Annotated in this window: 13 protein-coding genes and 1 pseudogene; 2 read left to right on the forward strand and 12 right to left on the reverse strand. The window is 65.2% G+C overall.

Annotated elements, in window-relative coordinates:
- Window positions 1-112: 112 nt before the first annotated feature.
- From tpiA to JDV76_RS06010, 4 genes are all read right to left on the reverse strand, one after another.
- Entirely contained in the window at window positions 113-895 is a 783-nt protein-coding gene (gene tpiA, locus JDV76_RS05995; RefSeq protein ID WP_198735963.1) for a triose-phosphate isomerase, read from the reverse strand.
- 73 nt (window positions 896-968) lie between these two features.
- Window positions 969-2,183, reverse strand: coding sequence for a phosphoglycerate kinase (locus JDV76_RS06000; RefSeq protein ID WP_198735964.1), 1,215 nt, complete (start codon window positions 2,181-2,183; stop codon window positions 969-971).
- Between the two features lie 172 nt (window positions 2,184-2,355).
- Window positions 2,356-3,360 carry a type I glyceraldehyde-3-phosphate dehydrogenase gene (gene gap, locus JDV76_RS06005; RefSeq protein WP_198735965.1) on the reverse strand — a complete coding sequence of 335 codons (1,005 nt, stop codon included), beginning with the start codon at window positions 3,358-3,360 and terminating at the stop codon, window positions 2,356-2,358.
- 475 nt (window positions 3,361-3,835) lie between these two features.
- The gene (locus tag JDV76_RS06010) at window positions 3,836-4,276 is read right to left on the reverse strand and encodes a MarR family winged helix-turn-helix transcriptional regulator (RefSeq protein WP_198735966.1); all 441 of its coding nucleotides are present in this window, start codon (window positions 4,274-4,276) and stop codon (window positions 3,836-3,838) included.
- 68 nt (window positions 4,277-4,344) lie between these two features.
- Between JDV76_RS06010 and JDV76_RS06015 the strand changes: the two genes are divergently transcribed.
- Both JDV76_RS06015 and JDV76_RS13030 read left to right on the forward strand, forming a co-directional pair.
- Window positions 4,345-4,701 (forward strand): VOC family protein, encoded by a 357-nt coding sequence (locus JDV76_RS06015; protein WP_198736429.1) that lies wholly within the window; start codon window positions 4,345-4,347, stop codon window positions 4,699-4,701.
- A 72-nt stretch (window positions 4,702-4,773) separates the two neighbouring features.
- A pseudogene (locus JDV76_RS13030) lies at window positions 4,774-5,753 on the forward strand (transposase family protein).
- Here JDV76_RS13030 and whiA read toward each other — a convergent pair.
- The 8 genes from whiA to fmt all read right to left on the reverse strand — a co-directional run bounded on the left by whiA (window position 5,750) and on the right by fmt (window position 14,775).
- The gene (gene whiA / locus JDV76_RS06020; RefSeq protein WP_198735967.1) at window positions 5,750-6,736 is read right to left on the reverse strand and encodes a DNA-binding protein WhiA; all 987 of its coding nucleotides are present in this window, start codon (window positions 6,734-6,736) and stop codon (window positions 5,750-5,752) included. The pseudogene JDV76_RS13030 and the gene whiA sit on opposite strands and share 4 nt — an antisense overlap.
- Before the next feature lie 78 nt (window positions 6,737-6,814).
- Window positions 6,815-7,831 carry a gluconeogenesis factor YvcK family protein gene (locus tag JDV76_RS06025; RefSeq protein ID WP_198735968.1) on the reverse strand — a complete coding sequence of 339 codons (1,017 nt, stop codon included), beginning with the start codon at window positions 7,829-7,831 and terminating at the stop codon, window positions 6,815-6,817.
- A 14-nt stretch (window positions 7,832-7,845) separates the two neighbouring features.
- Entirely contained in the window at window positions 7,846-8,760 is a 915-nt protein-coding gene (rapZ, locus tag JDV76_RS06030) for an RNase adapter RapZ (RefSeq protein ID WP_198735969.1), read from the reverse strand.
- A 64-nt stretch (window positions 8,761-8,824) separates the two neighbouring features.
- Complete coding sequence (uvrC, locus tag JDV76_RS06035) at window positions 8,825-10,888, reverse strand: excinuclease ABC subunit UvrC (RefSeq protein WP_198735970.1); 2,064 nt, start codon at window positions 10,886-10,888, stop codon at window positions 8,825-8,827.
- Window positions 10,889-10,945: 57 nt separating this feature from the next.
- On the reverse strand, window positions 10,946-11,419 hold the full coding sequence (locus JDV76_RS06040; protein ID WP_198736430.1) for a PH domain-containing protein: 474 nt from the start codon (window positions 11,417-11,419) through the stop codon (window positions 10,946-10,948).
- Window positions 11,420-11,588: 169 nt separating this feature from the next.
- A complete protein-coding gene (gene rpe / locus JDV76_RS06045) occupies window positions 11,589-12,248 on the reverse strand; it encodes a ribulose-phosphate 3-epimerase (RefSeq protein WP_198735971.1) in 660 nt (219 codons plus the stop codon).
- Between the two features lie 38 nt (window positions 12,249-12,286).
- Entirely contained in the window at window positions 12,287-13,837 is a 1,551-nt protein-coding gene (locus tag JDV76_RS06050) for an RsmB/NOP family class I SAM-dependent RNA methyltransferase (protein WP_198735972.1), read from the reverse strand.
- Window positions 13,834-14,775, reverse strand: a complete 942-nt coding sequence (fmt, locus tag JDV76_RS06055; protein ID WP_198735973.1) for a methionyl-tRNA formyltransferase — start codon at window positions 14,773-14,775, stop codon at window positions 13,834-13,836. Before fmt ends, JDV76_RS06050 begins: the two co-directional genes overlap by 4 nt.
- Window positions 14,776-14,790: the final 15 nt, after the last annotated feature.

Genomic DNA, 14,790 nt, shown 5'->3' on the forward strand with positions numbered 1-14,790 from the left:
CCGGTGCCCGTCGTCACTGCGACGGATCCGAGACCTGGATGATGGGTATCGGTCCCGCAGATGACGCCGGGCACTGGGGGCGGACGTGGAACACATCCGCCCTATGGGGGAACTAGGACTGAGGTCCTGCGGCGTTCGCAACGAGCTTGGCGAAGTCCTCACCGTTCAGCGACGCCCCACCAACGAGGCCACCGTCAACATCGGGCTTACCGACGATCTCGGCAACCGAATCTGCTTTGACAGAACCGCCGTACAGGATGCGCATGCCTTCGGCGACCTTCTCGTCAGCGAGTTCGCGGATGGTAGCGCGGATCGCGGCGCACACCTCCTGGGCGTCGTCGGCCGACGCGACCTTTCCGGTGCCAATGGCCCAGACCGGCTCGTAGGCGACGATGGTGTTCGCGAGCTGTCCGGCATCCAGGCCCGAGAGGGATGCCCGGGTCTGGGCGACGACGTAGTCGACGTGCTCGCCGGCCTCGCGGACGTCGAGCGGCTCCCCGACACAGACGATCGGGCTGATGCCGTGCTCCAGGGCGGCGGCGGCCTTGGCGGCGACGAGTTCATCGGATTCACCGTGGTACTCGCGGCGTTCGGAGTGTCCGACCACGACCCAGGTGCAGCCGAGCTTCGCCAGCATCTCAGCGGAGACCTCACCGGTGTAGGCACCGGACTCATGCCTGGACACGTCTTGGGCACCGTAGGTGATCCGGAGCTTGTCGCCGTCGACGAGAGTCTGCACGGAGCGGATATCGGTGAACGGGACGGTGAGCGCGACGTCGACCTTGTCGTAGTAGTCCTCCGGCAGTGCGAAGGCGAGCTTTTGGACGACGCCGATGGCCTCCAGGTGGTTGAGGTTCATCTTCCAGTTGCCGGCGATGAGGGGGGTGCGTGCCATGTTCTGGCCTTTCTCGATGGTTGGGTTGGATGGGTGTGTCCAGGGTGCCCGCCCGGGGGGCGGGCGGGTGGTGTCAGTTCTCCAGAACGTTGACGCCCGGCAGGGTCTTGCCCTCGAGGAATTCGAGAGAGGCGCCGCCGCCGGTGGAGATGTGGCTGAAGCCGTCCTCGTTCAGGCCGAGGGTGCGCACGGAGGCAGCGGAGTCGCCACCGCCGACGACCGAGAACGCCCCGTTCTCGGTGGCGGAGATCATCGCCTCCGCGACGCCCTTCGTGCCCTCGGCGAACGCCGGGAACTCGAAGACACCCATCGGGCCGTTCCAGAAGATCGTCTTCGCCTCAGCGAGGCGTGCGGCGAACAGCTCGACGGACTTCGGGCCCATGTCCAGGCCCATCCAGCCCTCGGGGATCTCGGAGACGTCGACGGTCCGCTTCTCGGCGTCCTTGTCAAACTTGTCGGCGGCGACGACGTCAATCGGCAGGACGATGGAGTCACCGAAGCGCTCGAGGAGGTCACGGCAGGTGTCGATCATCTCCTCCTGGAGGAGCGATTTCTGCACGTTGTGACCCTGCGCGGCGAGGAACGTGTAGCACATGCCGCCACCGATGATCAGCGCGTCGGTCTTGGGTGCGAGCGCCTCGATGACACCGAGCTTGTCCGAGACCTTCGAGCCGCCGAGAACGACGACGTAGGGCTTGGCGGGGTTCGACGCGACTTCGCCGAGAACCTTGATCTCCTTCTCGACGAGCTGACCGGCGTAGTGCGGGAGGCGCTGGGCCACGTCGTACACGGAGGCCTGCGCACGGTGGACGACGCCAAATCCGTCGGAGACGAACGCACCGTTCTCGCCGGTCAACGCGACGAGTTGGTCGGCGAACTCACCGCGTTCGGTGGCGTCCTTGCTGGTCTCGCGGGGATCGAAGCGGACGTTCTCCAGCAGCAGTACATCGCCCTCGGTCAGGCCGTTGGCGCGCTCGTGGGCGTCCTCGCCGACGACGTCGCCGGCGAGAGCGACGTACTGGCCGAGCTCATCGGAGAGCGCCTCCGCGACCGGTGCGAGCGAGAACTTCTCGTTGACCTCACCCTTCGGCCGGCCGAGGTGCGCCATGACGATGACCTTGGCGCCACCGTCGACGAGCTTCTTCAGGGTCGGGAGGGACGCCGTGATGCGACCGGAGTCGGTGATCTCACGGTTCTCGTTGAGGGGGACGTTGAAGTCGGAACGGACGAGGACGTAACGGCCCTCGACCCCTTCGGCGATCAGGTCGTTGAGGTTCTTGACGGTCATCGATTCTCCTTGAGTTCTGTTCTGTCTGTATCGGGGTAAAGATAATGACCGAACCCGTGTCACCGGGTTCGAGTGCGCCAACGGCCCGGGGCGTACCTCCGTAGAGGTACGCATCCCGGGCCGTTGGCGTTTTCAGGGCATCAGCCCGGACGGCGGAGGTTTCCGCGCCGTATCAGAGCCGATCGCCGACGTACTCGGTCAGCGTGACGAGCTGGTTGGAGTAGCCCCACTCGTTGTCGTACCAGGAGACGACCTTGACCTGGTCACCGATGACGCGGGTCATGCCCGAGTCGAAGATGGAGGCATGCGGGTCGGTGACGATGTCGGTGGAGACCAGGGGCTCCTCCGAGTAAGCGAGAACGCCCTTCAGGTCACCCTCAGCGGCCTTCTTGATGGCGGCGTTGACCTCGTCGACCGTGACGTCCTTCGAGGCGGTGAAGGTCAGGTCCGTGCAGGAACCGGTGGGAACCGGAACACGCATTGCGAAACCGTCGAGCTTGCCCTTGAGCTGCGGGAGAACCAGGGCGACGGCCTTGGCTGCACCGGTCGAGGTGGGAACGATGTTGACGGCTGCGGCACGTGCACGGCGGAGGTCACTGTGCGGTGCGTCCTGCAGGCGCTGGTCGCCGGTGTAGGCGTGGATCGTGGTCATGAGGCCACGCTCGATGCCGAACGCCTCATCGAGCACCTTTGCCATGGGAGCTAGGCAGTTGGTGGTGCAGGATGCGTTCGAGATGATGGTGTGGTTCTCGGGATCGTAATCGGTGTGGTTGACACCGACGACGAAGGTAGCGTCCTCATTCTTAGCAGGCGCGGAGATGATGACCTTCTTCGCTCCGGCCTCGATGTGTGCCTTCGCGGCGTTGGCGTCGGTGAAGAAACCGGTCGATTCAATGACGATGTCGACGTCGTTCTCGCCCCACGCGAGGTTCTTCGGGTCCCGCTCAGCGGTGACGATGATGCGCTTGCCGCCGACGACGATGGACTCGTCGTCGTAGTCGACGTCCTGGCCGAGGCGGCCGAGGATGGAGTCGAACTTCAGCAGGTGCGCCAGGGTCTTGTTGTCGGTCAGGTCATTGACCGCGACAACCTCGATGTCGGCACCGCGCTCGAGAATGGCGCGGAAGTAGTTGCGTCCGATACGACCGAAGCCGTTGATGCCTACACGAACCGTCACTGTGATCTCCTTTGTCCTGTTGGAACTATGATCATCGGAATGACCCTGAACCGGGGAGTTCGGGCGTTCATCCCTGATGGCTCCCACTGTACCGACGTGAGACGAACCGTGCAGTGAAACCGGGCACACACACACCGGAAATAGACATATCCGGACATGGAACCGGACAGTTACACGAAGAGGTTCCAGAAAAAACCCACACCCAACAATCCAATGATTTTGGGAAACACGAGTGCTATTCCGAGGAAACCCACATCCAGACGGTAAAATTACCCCCAAAAAGCGGCCCGTCGCTGTTCCGGTTGCCGGTCGATCGCACGACCGACCCAACATTGTGTCGTTTATCACAGTGAGGTAGTTGTGTCGCCTGGCGGCACAACCGGACGACAACGCCCATCACGGAAGGGCGTTCGCACCCCCGATAAGCCGGGTGATCTAGATGTACTGGCCGGACACGGTACGTGAGCAGGCGAACTCACTCGAGATTTTCCGCACACCGGTTCAGAGCACTGCACAGTGCGTAATGCTGCGACTCAGACAGTCCCCCAAGCATCTGACACTCGATCGCCACAATCAACGCGCTCGCCTCATCGAGCACCGCTCCTCCCATGACACTCAATTGCGCGGGCCTCGCTCGCCCGTGATCGACTGAATCAGGTCGCTCCACCAGGCCACGCTCCTGCAGGCCGCGCAGAACCAGGTTCATGGACTGTCTGCTCACGAACGCCCCACGCGCCAGCTCGGCATTTGATAGTCCCGGCCTCTGTCGCAGCAACTCCAGGCAGGCATACTGCGGCACAGTGAGCCCCACCGGACGCAAGGCTTCATCCATGCGCGCCCGCAGGAGAGTAACGACTCGCTTGAGCTGGTAGCCAACCGCCTCGGACAGAGGATTGGCCGGAACATTGTGCGCCATGTCAGTATTATGACATACTAGCGATGTCAACACGCTGACATTAAGGAGCGCGACATGACCCCACTGGCATCGCTTTCATCGCGCTGCAGGTTCGGGACACTGAACGATCCGCAGCCTTCTACCAACAGCACCTCGGACTCGTTCGCGCGCCGCACGGCCCGGAGCACGCAGTCATCTTCGCCACCGACCCGGTCCCCTTCGCAGTGCGCGACCCACTCCCGGGAGTAGACCTGGAGGCAGCATCGCCCCGACCCGGTGTGGGCACCGCACTGTGGTTCCACATTGAAAACACCGAGGCACTGAACGAAGCCCTGCTTCACGCCGACGTCCCCATCGTGGCTGACCCCGTCGACGGTCCCTTCGGGCGAACGTTGAGCTTCAGCGGCCCCGACGGCTACGTCATCACCGTCCACGACAAGGCCTGACCACCACGCTCACGCAGCGAGGACCAGCCGCCGTACCGCGCTGGCCCTCGCCTTATCCGAAAAGGGACACCCTTGCCCCGTGCCAATGCCACACCCACCCCACGACACCGCCTAAAGCTCTCCCAACTCGTCATCGAAGAAAGCTAGCCGCTCAGCAAGATCGCCGCTCACTTTCAGGCGTCCCAGCCCACCGGAAAAGCGTTGATCCGATCACTATCACGTCGGCGAGTCGACGACTGACCGGTTCGCGCCCGTCACCACAGCCCCAACAAGACCCCCGAAGCTCGTCAAGCACGGCATCAGCCGACGCCTCCGATTCCGCCAAGGGTCAGTGCAGCTCGCGCACCGACCCGGAGTCACACCATCAACGGTCCACCGCATCCTGACTTCCTGTCATCTCCACTGCCCGGCGCACGTTGACCGCCCCACCAGTGAACCGATCGACCGCTACGAACACGACCATCCCGACACCCTGCTCCACGTCGACGTGAAGAAGATCGGCACCACCCCCAACCGCGGAAAAGGCGCTTCGTCGACCGCTGCCAGGGCGCGAACAACCAGGCCGCCACTGCCGACAAACCCAGGACCAAACACGACAACCCGAACATCGGTCATGCGGTCATCCACTCTGCCATCACCGACCACTCGCGCGTCATCTAATCGAGGTCCACGACGACAAAACCGCCCTGACCGCCACAACGGTCTGATCCGGGCCGTCGAGTGGTTCAACCCAACCGGGCGTCACTGTCGAGCCGGCCCCTTCCGACAACGACAGCACCTACCACGCACACCTCTGGCACCAGATCTGGGATCACCGCGGGATCACCGGGAACAAGACACGCCCCCCACCTCCCACAGACCACCGGCAACATCGACAGATTCCACTGCCCCTAACCGACGGCTGGGCCTCCACCCGCTGCAACGCCAGCGAAACCGAACGTCGCAGGACACTCGAAGGTTAGGCCCACTACACCAATCAGCACCCCGACACCTCCTGCAACAACCAGCCACGATTCTCGCGATTGATCAACGTCCCCGGTCAGTACAGCTAGGCGTCGTCCGCGAACAGACTCTCCGTCACAGCTTCCGACGTCGTCGGTACGCCGAGTTCCGCCGCTCTCCGGTCCGCCATCGACAGCAGTCGGCGGATCCGGCCCGCCACGGCGTCCTTGGTCATCTGCGGATCAGCCAGGCGTCCGAGTTCCTCGAGTGAGGCCTGCCGGTGCTGGACACGCAGCCGCCCGGCCTCCGCCAGATGATCCGGTACATCCTCGCCGAGAATCTCGAGGGCCCGCTCCACCCGCGCCGCCGCCGCCACCGCCGCCCGGGCGGAACGCCGGAGGTTCGCATCGTCGAAGTTCGCGAGACGGTTGGTCGAGGCACGCACCTCCCGCTTGGTGCACTGCTCCTCCCACTCCAGCCGGGTCCGCTGGGCACCCATCCGGGTCAGGAGGGCACCGATGGCCTCACTGTCCCGCACGCTGACCCGGTCCGTTCCCCGGGATTCCTTGGTCTTCGCGGTAATACCCAGGCGTCGAGCACACCCCACGAGCGCGAGTGCTGCCTCCGGGCACGGACAGACAACCTCGAGTGCTGAGGACCGACCCGGTTCCGTGAGTGAACCATGGGCCAGAAAAGCGCCGCGCCATGCAGCCTCTGCATCGGAGATGGTGCCCGACACGACCCGCGGTGGAAGTCCCCGCACGAGATGGCCGGACGGCGACACGAGGCCGACCCGGCGGGCTACCTCCCGGGCCCCATCGGTTACCGTGACCGTGTAACTGCGGGTCCGCCGCCCGCTTCCGGAGCTGACAGCGTGAATGAGCGCCTCGTGTCCGTAGAGGTACCGAATGGCGTCCCTGATCCTGCGTGCGATGTCCATGGACTCCACATCGGCCTCAATGACGAGCCGTTCTCCCACGACCTGGAGGGTCGCCGAGAACCGGAGCAGGGTCGCGAGTTCCGCGGTCCTCGGGGCGTCACGCTTGACGGTGACCTGTCCCAGCTCTTCCTTCACCCGCATGGTCAGTGCCACTGTGCCCGGCTCCCCTCTTCGCTGTTCTCCGACATGGCGGCGGACCCGGTCACCCGGATCGCGTCGCGACCGTTGATACTACCGCTGCGGACAACTGAAGATGTGCCGGGTATAGACCCGCTGAAGTGCAGAGGCGAGCTTGACCGGGTCATGGCGGTTCACCCAGCCACCGTTACCGTCATCGGCCCGGACCGGTTCAAACGCAACATCCGCGCCGATGGTTGCAGCGGCACGGGCCAGATATCGCCTTTCGACATCGCTCGAGATCATCGTGGAATCGATGATGATGTGATCGATCCGAAGGTCGGGTGCGTGCTGCGTGAGCATGTGAATGTGCCGTTCCGTGGAGAAACCGGCGGTCTCACCGGGCTCCGCGGTGAGGTTCAGGATGACCACCCGGCAGGCGTCGGTCTCGATCAGCGCGCGGGTGATGTCGGGTACGAGGATGTGCGGTATCACCGAGGTGAACCACGATCCGGGACCGAGGGTCACCATGTCCGCCGACCGAATCGCCGCGACCGCGTCCACGCCTCCCGGAGGATGCTCCGGAAAGAGCCTGACCCTGCGGACATTTCCCGTCGTTGATGCGACGGCCACCTGACCGCGTACCGGGCGCACCGCCATCGGTTCATCACCGAGGCCCGCGACCTCTGCTTCTATTTCGAGCGGTTGTTCGCACATGGGGAGAACCCGACCGTGAGACTGCGTTAACTTTGCCACAGTATCAAGCGCCTGGACTTGACTTCCAAGGATGTCCGTCAGTCCGGCGATGAGCAGGTTCCCCACGGCGTGCCCGGCCAGGGCACCGTAGCCACCGAACCGGTGCTGCAGGGTCTCCTCCCACAGCCGCCCCTCCTCATTGTCCCGGGACAGCGCGGCGAGGGCCATCCGGAGATCGCCCGGGGGGATCTGCCCGAGTTCTTGCCGGATACGGCCCGACGATCCACCGTCATCAGCGACGGTCACGACCGCGGTGATCCGGTCGATGTCGAGATATCGACCAGCTCTGAGGGTCTGGAACAGGCCGTGACCGCCACCGAGACAGGTGAGACTGCCGAAATCCGGGGATGCCGCGGTACCACTGGTGTTGTTCACGTCTGCCCCTCTCTTCAGCCGCGGCAGATGTCGCGGTGGTTCACCGAGACGTCGAGGCCGTCGATCTCATCCAACTGCCGGGCGATCTCCGTGGCGACCGCTACCGAACGGTGGTGTCCGCCCGTACATCCGACAGCGACAGTGATGAAACTCTTCCCCTCCCTGCGGTACCCCCCCACCATCGTGGAGAACATAGACACGAAATTGTCGATGAACTCCCGCGCCGCGGGCTGCGCGAGGACATAATCGCTCACGGGTTTGTCGGTACCCCGGAACGGACGGAGATTCGGCTCCCAGTAGGGATTCGGGAGGAAACGCACGTCAACGACGAGATCGGCATCCGACGGGGCACCGTTCTTGAAACCGAATGACTGCACGGTGACGTGCTGGCGCATGTTGTCGATGGTGGCGAAGGAGCTCTCTATCGCCCGTCGGAGATCGTGGACCGACAGGTCAGAAGTGTTGATCACCACGTCGGCCCGCTCCTTGATGCCGGTGAGGGCCTCCCTCTCCCGTTCGATACCCATACTCAAGGTGTCGGAGCCCTGTAGGGGGTGCGTGCGGCGAACGGTGTCGAACCGGCGGATGAGCATGTCGTCCCGGGCGTCCATGAATAAGACCGTTGGGTTGATCCCCTTGTCCCGTAGTTCATCCAGGACCTGCTGCAGTCCACCGTGAAAACCGCGCGAACGGACGTCCGTGACCATGGCGAGTTTATCCACCGGGGAATCGTCGCGACGGCAGAGCTCGACCAGCTCCACCATCAACTCGGCTGGGAGGTTCTGCGACACATACCAACCCAGGTCCTCGAGCACACGGGCCGCGGAGCTGAGGCCTGCCCCGGACATACCGGTCACGAGGACGGGCTCACTCTCGATCGAGTGACTGGTCGACGGCTCGGAAGAATCTTCACGTGGATGGGCTGTCATACGCGCATTCTATCGCAGTAACCGGGTTCGGGGACACGAACATTGTCCGCGCTACCCCGCACTTTTACGGTTGCTCCGGGTGAAGACCCCGGTAAACGGCCGCCGCGAGCGCGGGACCGAACCCCTTCACCTCCGTGATGTCCTCCACGGCCGCGGCCTTCAGTTTCTTAACGCTGCCGAAGTGGCGGACCAGCTCCGCGCGCCGCGCCGCTCCGAGCCCCCTGATCCCGTCGAGTTCACTGACCCGCATCCGCTTGCTCCGCTGCTGACGGTGGTAGGTGATGGCGAAGCGGTGCGCCTCGTCACGGATCTGCTGCAGCAGGTAGAGCGCCTGACTGTTGCGTGGGAGGATGACCGGTTCGCTGTCCCCCGGGACCCAGATCTCCTCCAGCCGCTTGGCCAGTCCGACGAGGGTGACATCCGTGACACCGAGTTCGTCGAACACCGCTTGTGCTGCGTTGACCTGCGGCAGACCACCGTCGACGATGAACAAGTTCGGCGGATAGGCGAACCGACGGGCGTCGGTGGTGTGCTCCTCCACCTTCTCGTCGTCGAAGCGGGTGCCGTCGAACTCCTCGGCGTCGGGGACGTCGGTAGCGTCGCGGTGGTGCCGCAGGAACCGGCGCCGCGTGATCTCGGCAATGGATGCGACGTCATCGCTGTGACCGTCTCCCGCCGCCTCCCGGATCCGGTAACGCCGGTAGTCGGATTTCCTGGGCAACCCGTCCTCGAAAACCACCAGGGAAGCCACGACATCGGTGCCTGCGATGTGAGAGATATCGGTGCACTCGATCCGCAACGGTGCCTCAGACATGAATAACGCCTCCTGGATGTCACGCAGGGCGGCGGAGCGTGCTGTCAGATCCCCAACGCGCTTGAGCTTGTGCTGTCTGAGAGCTTCCCGCGCGTTGCGCTCGACGGTGTCGGCCAGCGCCCGCTTGTCCCCGCGTCGGGGTACCCGTAGATCGACCTTCGCCCCCTTGAGAGCACTAAGCCACGCGGTGGTCTCCTCAGGGTCCTCGGGCAGTTGCTGGACGAGAACCTCTCTGGGAACGGGAGAGGTCTGCACATCCTGTCCGTCGTCCCCGTGAGACAACCGGTCGACGCCGCGACGTCGGATCTTCTCCGCCTCCGACCGGTCGTCCTCCGCCCGTTCGGCCGCCTCCCCGTAGAACTGGGTGAGGAAGTTCTGGATGATCCGCGGAACTGCAGGGTCGCGGCCGTCCGCCGCCATCTCGAGTTCGGTGTCGCCGGTCTTCTCTACGACCCAGCCGCGCTGGCCTCGGATCCGACCCCCGCGAACGTGAAAAATCTGCACCGCGGCCTCAAGTTCGTCTGTGGCGCAGCAGACGACGTCGGCGTCGGTGCCGTCGCCGAGCACGACCGCCTGCTTCTCCATCGCCTTCGTGATGGCTCCGAGATCATCACGCAGCCGTGCCGCCCGCTCGAAATCCAGTGCCTCGGCGGCCTCATTCATCTCCCGTTCCAGCCTGCGCGTGACCCGGTCCGTCTGACCAGACATGAATGAACAGAAACCGTCGACGATCTCCCGGTGTTCCTCCGGGCTGACCCTGCCGACGCAGGGAGCGGAACATTTGTCGATGTACCCGAGGAGACATGGCCGACCGAGTTGCCGGTGACGGTTGAGCACCCCCTTGGAGCAGGTCCGCACGGGAAAGACCCGGATCAGCAGGTCGAGCGTCTCCCGGATGGCCCAGGCGTGGCTGTAGGGGCCAAAGTACCGCACACCGCGGCGACGCGGCCCCCGGTACACGAAGGCCCGTGGTATCTCCTCCCCGGTTGTGACCGCCAACATCGGGTAGGTCTTATCGTCGCGGTACTTGACGTTGAACCGCGGATCGAACCGTTTGATCCACGTGTACTCGAGCTGGAGTGCCTCCACTTCGCTGGACACCACGGTCCACTCGACGGAGGATGCGGCGAACACCATCTGCCGGGTCCGCGGGTGCAGCTGGGTGACGTCCTGGAAGTAGGTGGACAGCCGCGCGCGGAGGTTCTTGGCCTTCCCAACGTACACAACCCGCCCGGATTCCTCGCGGAATTTGTACACCCCAGGTTCCGTGGGGATCGTCCCCGGCGCCGGGCGGTAGGCTGCCGGATCAGCCACGGTCTACCGGACCGTCCGCGTGCATGCGTACGTACTCCACAGTCTTTCCGGTCCGCCCTAGTCCTCGGGCATGTAGGCGTCCTCGAGGTCGCGGAACCGGGACACGGCCTCGACCACGGACTCGCCGTCGGCTGACTGGAAGGCCCACATCGGGACGAACTCGAACTCCGGAAGCTCCAGTCGCGCCCAGCGGGCCCCCTTCGGGAACGACAGTCCGTAAATCACGGACCAGGGGTAGAATCGGGTGCCGATGAAGTTCCGGACCTCGACCCCGTCTCCATTGGCCCGGACACGCGGCCTGGCGATTCCGATACAGCAGCACGCGAGAACGAGACCGATCCCCACGAAAGACCACTGGTCGACAGTGGTCACCGCGGCACCGGTGTCACCGATCGCGACGGCGAACGCCATGAAGATGTGGACGGCCATGACGATGATCATCGCCACAACCGCGAGAACCTTCAGGCGCCGGGAGGTGACGACCAGTTCCCACGGGCGCTCCGTGGTGGTGGGAGCGTCCGCAGCGAGCATGCGCTGAATGTCGACGCCGCCGTTTTCGGCTCCGCTGGTCTTGCCCTCAGGGTTCACGTCCACTCAATCTCTGTCTCATCGATCCGGTTGTGCTTTTGCGCCCAGTCTAGCCCGCCACCCCCGGATTCCGGCAAAGAGTGCGGCCCGACCCTGGCTCGCCGTGATCAGGTCAGGCACGCGCCGCCAGGGTGCGAAGATGCCCGACCTCGGCGTCGGGATCGTCGGCACCATAGACAGCGGAACCGGCGACGAAGGCGTCGCATCCCGCTTCGGCGGCGGCGGCGATGGTGTCCCGAGAGATCCCGCCGTCGATCTCGATCGTGCAGTCCAGTCCCCGCGCGTCGATCTCGCGACGGAGAGTGCGCACCTTTTCCAGCTGGTCGAGCATGAAGGACTGCCCGCCGAACCCGGGTTCGACGCTCATCACGAGGACCTGATCAAACTCAGCGAGGATCGGAAGGTAGTCCTCGATCGGTGTCCCGGGCCGCAGTGAGAATGCCGCCCGGGCCCCCCTCTCCCGGATGTGCCGGGCCAGGGAGACCGGATCATCGGTCGCCTCCACGTGGAAGATCACCGTGTACGCGCCGGCGTCGATGTGGTCGTCGACCCACTTCTCCGGGTTCTCGATCATCAGGTGGACGTCGAGCGGGATGTCCGTCGCCCGGTGTGCCGCCGCGGTGATCATCGCCCCGAACGAGAGGTTCGGGACGAAGTGCCCGTCCATGATGTCGACGTGGATCCAGTCGGCGCCGGAGACGCGGGCGATCTCCTCCCCGAGGCGGGTGAAGTCGGCGGACAGGATTGACGGTGCGATGATCGGCTCTGACATACCGCCATTCTATCGTCTCGTCCACTCAGAACGCACGGTCAGGACATCAGCTGCGGGCCCACCCGGAGCACGCTGAAAAACATCGCGTCGGTGCCGTGACGGTGGGGCCACATCTGGACGCTCGCGTGCTCACCAGTGTTCGGCATCCCGCAGGCGAGCTCTCCCGCGTCGAGTTCCGTGACACCGAGTTCAGCCACTGCACGACCGACGACTCCACGGGTCTCCCGGAGATCGGGTGAACACGTCGAGTACACGACCACCCCACCGGGTCGGACCAGGGATACGGCGCTGGAGAGCAACTCGAATTGCAACCGGGTGAGTTCGGCAATGTCGGCCTCGGATTTACGCCAGCGTGCCTCGGGTCGGCGGCGCAGCGCGCCGAGTCCAGAGCAGGGAGCGTCGACGAGCGCCCGATCGTACCCGGGCTCGAGTCCCGGGTCGCGGCCGTCGGCCGTAACCACGTTGACGGGTAGCCCGCTGGTCGCGGTGCGCACGAGCTTCGCCCGGTGTTCGGACACCTCCACCGCGTCGAGGTGAGCACCGTCTATCCGGGCGAGCGCACCGATGAGAGCCGCCTTACCACCGGGTCCGGCACACAGATCGAGCCACCGGCCGTGGTCCGTGCCCCCCACCGGAGCCTCAACCACTGCGCGAGCGATGATCTGGCTGCCCTCGTCCTGGACCGTGGCGAGCCGTTCCCGCAGGGGTTCCAGGTCACCGGGGTCCCCCGAGTCGAGGTGAACGGCGTACGGCGAGTACGGGCCGGGCTCGCCACCGGTGGCCAGGGCCAGTTCCTCTGCGGTGATCTCGCCGGGACGGGCGGCCAGGTGAACCTTCGGGCGTTCCGAGTCGGCGGCGAGTGCCTCGTCGAGTTCGGCGTCCCCAAGCACCCTGGCGAAGCTCTCCGCGATCCAGACCGGGTGGGCATTCGCGAAGGCGGTGGCCGCCACACCCCCCGCCGGGGCGAGTTCACTCATCCACTCGTCCGGCGTCTTCCTGGAAATCGTCCGGAGGATGGCGTTGACGAATCCCTTGGCCCGTTCCTGCCCGATGCCCTCGGTGAGCCGTACCCCAGTGTCCACCGCGGCGTGCGCGCCGACCCGCATGTTCAACAGCTGGTAGGTGGACAGCCGGAGAACATCGAGGAGCTCCCCGTCGATGGTCTCGAGCGGCCGACTCGACGCCGCATCGATCACCTCATCAAGGACCCCGAGCTGACGCAGCGTTCCGTAGGTCAGCTCGGTGGCGAACGCGGCATCCCGGTCCGTGATCCCGTGGGTGCGGAGCAGACCGGGGAGAACGAGATTCGCGTAAGCGTCATCGGCGCGGACCGCACGTAAGACATGCAGTGCCGCCGCGCGCGGGGCGTCGACACCCGGGGTCAGGGGGCGAACGGATCCACCGGGCGCCCCCTTCGTCGTGGCGTCGGCGGCGTCACCCGAGCGTCGGCGAGACGACTGCGCCTGGCCCTGTTTCTTCCTTCCGCCACCGGCCCGCCGCTGCGCTCCCGTTCCTCCATCGGTGGCCGGAGAGCTATTGCGCCCGCTGCCGCTCCGTGCGCGAAATCCACCGGACTTTTCCAAACTCATACGAGTACCGTTCCTTCTTCCGGATGCGCGCCGCGCGCCCAGTCCATTGCAGCCATCATTTTCTTACCCGGGGCCTGGATCCGCCGGAGCAGCACCGCCCCGTCTCCCGTGCCGACGACGAGACCCTCATCGGTGGCGCGCAGTTCCCCGGGCGCCGGTGATTCGGGCCCGCCAACCGCCGCGGCCACCGGCCCGATTTTCATGCGCTGCCCATTCAACGTGGTCCACGCCCCAGGCGCCGGAGTGAACGCACGGATCCGACGGCCGATTTCCGCCGAGGTCCGGGTCCAGTCGATCCGGGCATCGTCCTTGGAGATCTTCGCGGCATAGGTCGCTTCACCGCTCTGCGGCGTCGGCTCCAGTGAACCGTCGGAGATGCCGTCCATGGTGTCCACCAGGAGCTGCGCCCCACTGTGGGCGAGCCTCGTGAGCAGGTCATCGGCGGTGTCGTCCGCGGTGATCGTCTCCGTGACACGGGCAAACACCGGCCCGGTGTCCAGACCTTCCTCGATCCGGAAGGTGGCGGCCCCGGTCTCCCTGTCACCGGCGGCTATGGCGGCCTGCACGGGAGCTGCACCACGCCACGCCGGGAGGAGGGAGAAATGCAGGTTCACCCACCCGTGCGGCGCCACCTTGAGCAGGTCCGGGGTGATGAGATTCCCGTACGCGACCACGGGGATGCAATCGGGCGCGAGCTCAGCCAGGCGTGCGCGCAGCACGCGGCCGTCCTCGGAGTCGGGTGTGAGGGTCGTGGGTCTAAGCACCTCGACGCCGTGGGCGGCGGCGAGCTTCGCCACGGGCGACGGGTGCAGGGTTCGGCCCCGCCCACGGCGGGCATCGGGTCTCGTGATCACCGCGACGACCTCATGGTTCGAAGCCAGTAGCTTCTCGAGAGCGACGACGGCGGGTTCCGGGGTGCCGGCGAAAACCAGGCGCATGAGCGAGGAGCATCC

This window comes from Corynebacterium marambiense, from assembly GCF_016342275.1.
In the GTDB taxonomy this organism is placed as follows: domain Bacteria; phylum Actinomycetota; class Actinomycetes; order Mycobacteriales; family Mycobacteriaceae; genus Corynebacterium; species Corynebacterium marambiense.

Coding starts and splice junctions, on each gene's coding strand:
- JDV76_RS06050 (WP_198735972.1), bottom strand. CDS start 13,837: ATGAGTTTGGAAAAGTCCGGTGGATTTCGCGCACGGAGCGGCAGCGGG.
- rpe (WP_198735971.1), bottom strand. CDS start 12,248: ATGTCAGAGCCGATCATCGCACCGTCAATCCTGTCCGCCGACTTCACC.
- rapZ (WP_198735969.1), bottom strand. CDS start 8,760: ATGACAGCCCATCCACGTGAAGATTCTTCCGAGCCGTCGACCAGTCAC.
- fmt (WP_198735973.1), bottom strand. CDS start 14,775: ATGCGCCTGGTTTTCGCCGGCACCCCGGAACCCGCCGTCGTCGCTCTC.
- JDV76_RS06040 (WP_198736430.1), bottom strand. CDS start 11,419: ATGCTCGCTGCGGACGCTCCCACCACCACGGAGCGCCCGTGGGAACTG.
- JDV76_RS06010 (WP_198735966.1), bottom strand. CDS start 4,276: ATGGCGCACAATGTTCCGGCCAATCCTCTGTCCGAGGCGGTTGGCTAC.
- tpiA (WP_198735963.1), bottom strand. CDS start 895: ATGGCACGCACCCCCCTCATCGCCGGCAACTGGAAGATGAACCTCAAC.
- JDV76_RS06000 (WP_198735964.1), bottom strand. CDS start 2,183: ATGACCGTCAAGAACCTCAACGACCTGATCGCCGAAGGGGTCGAGGGC.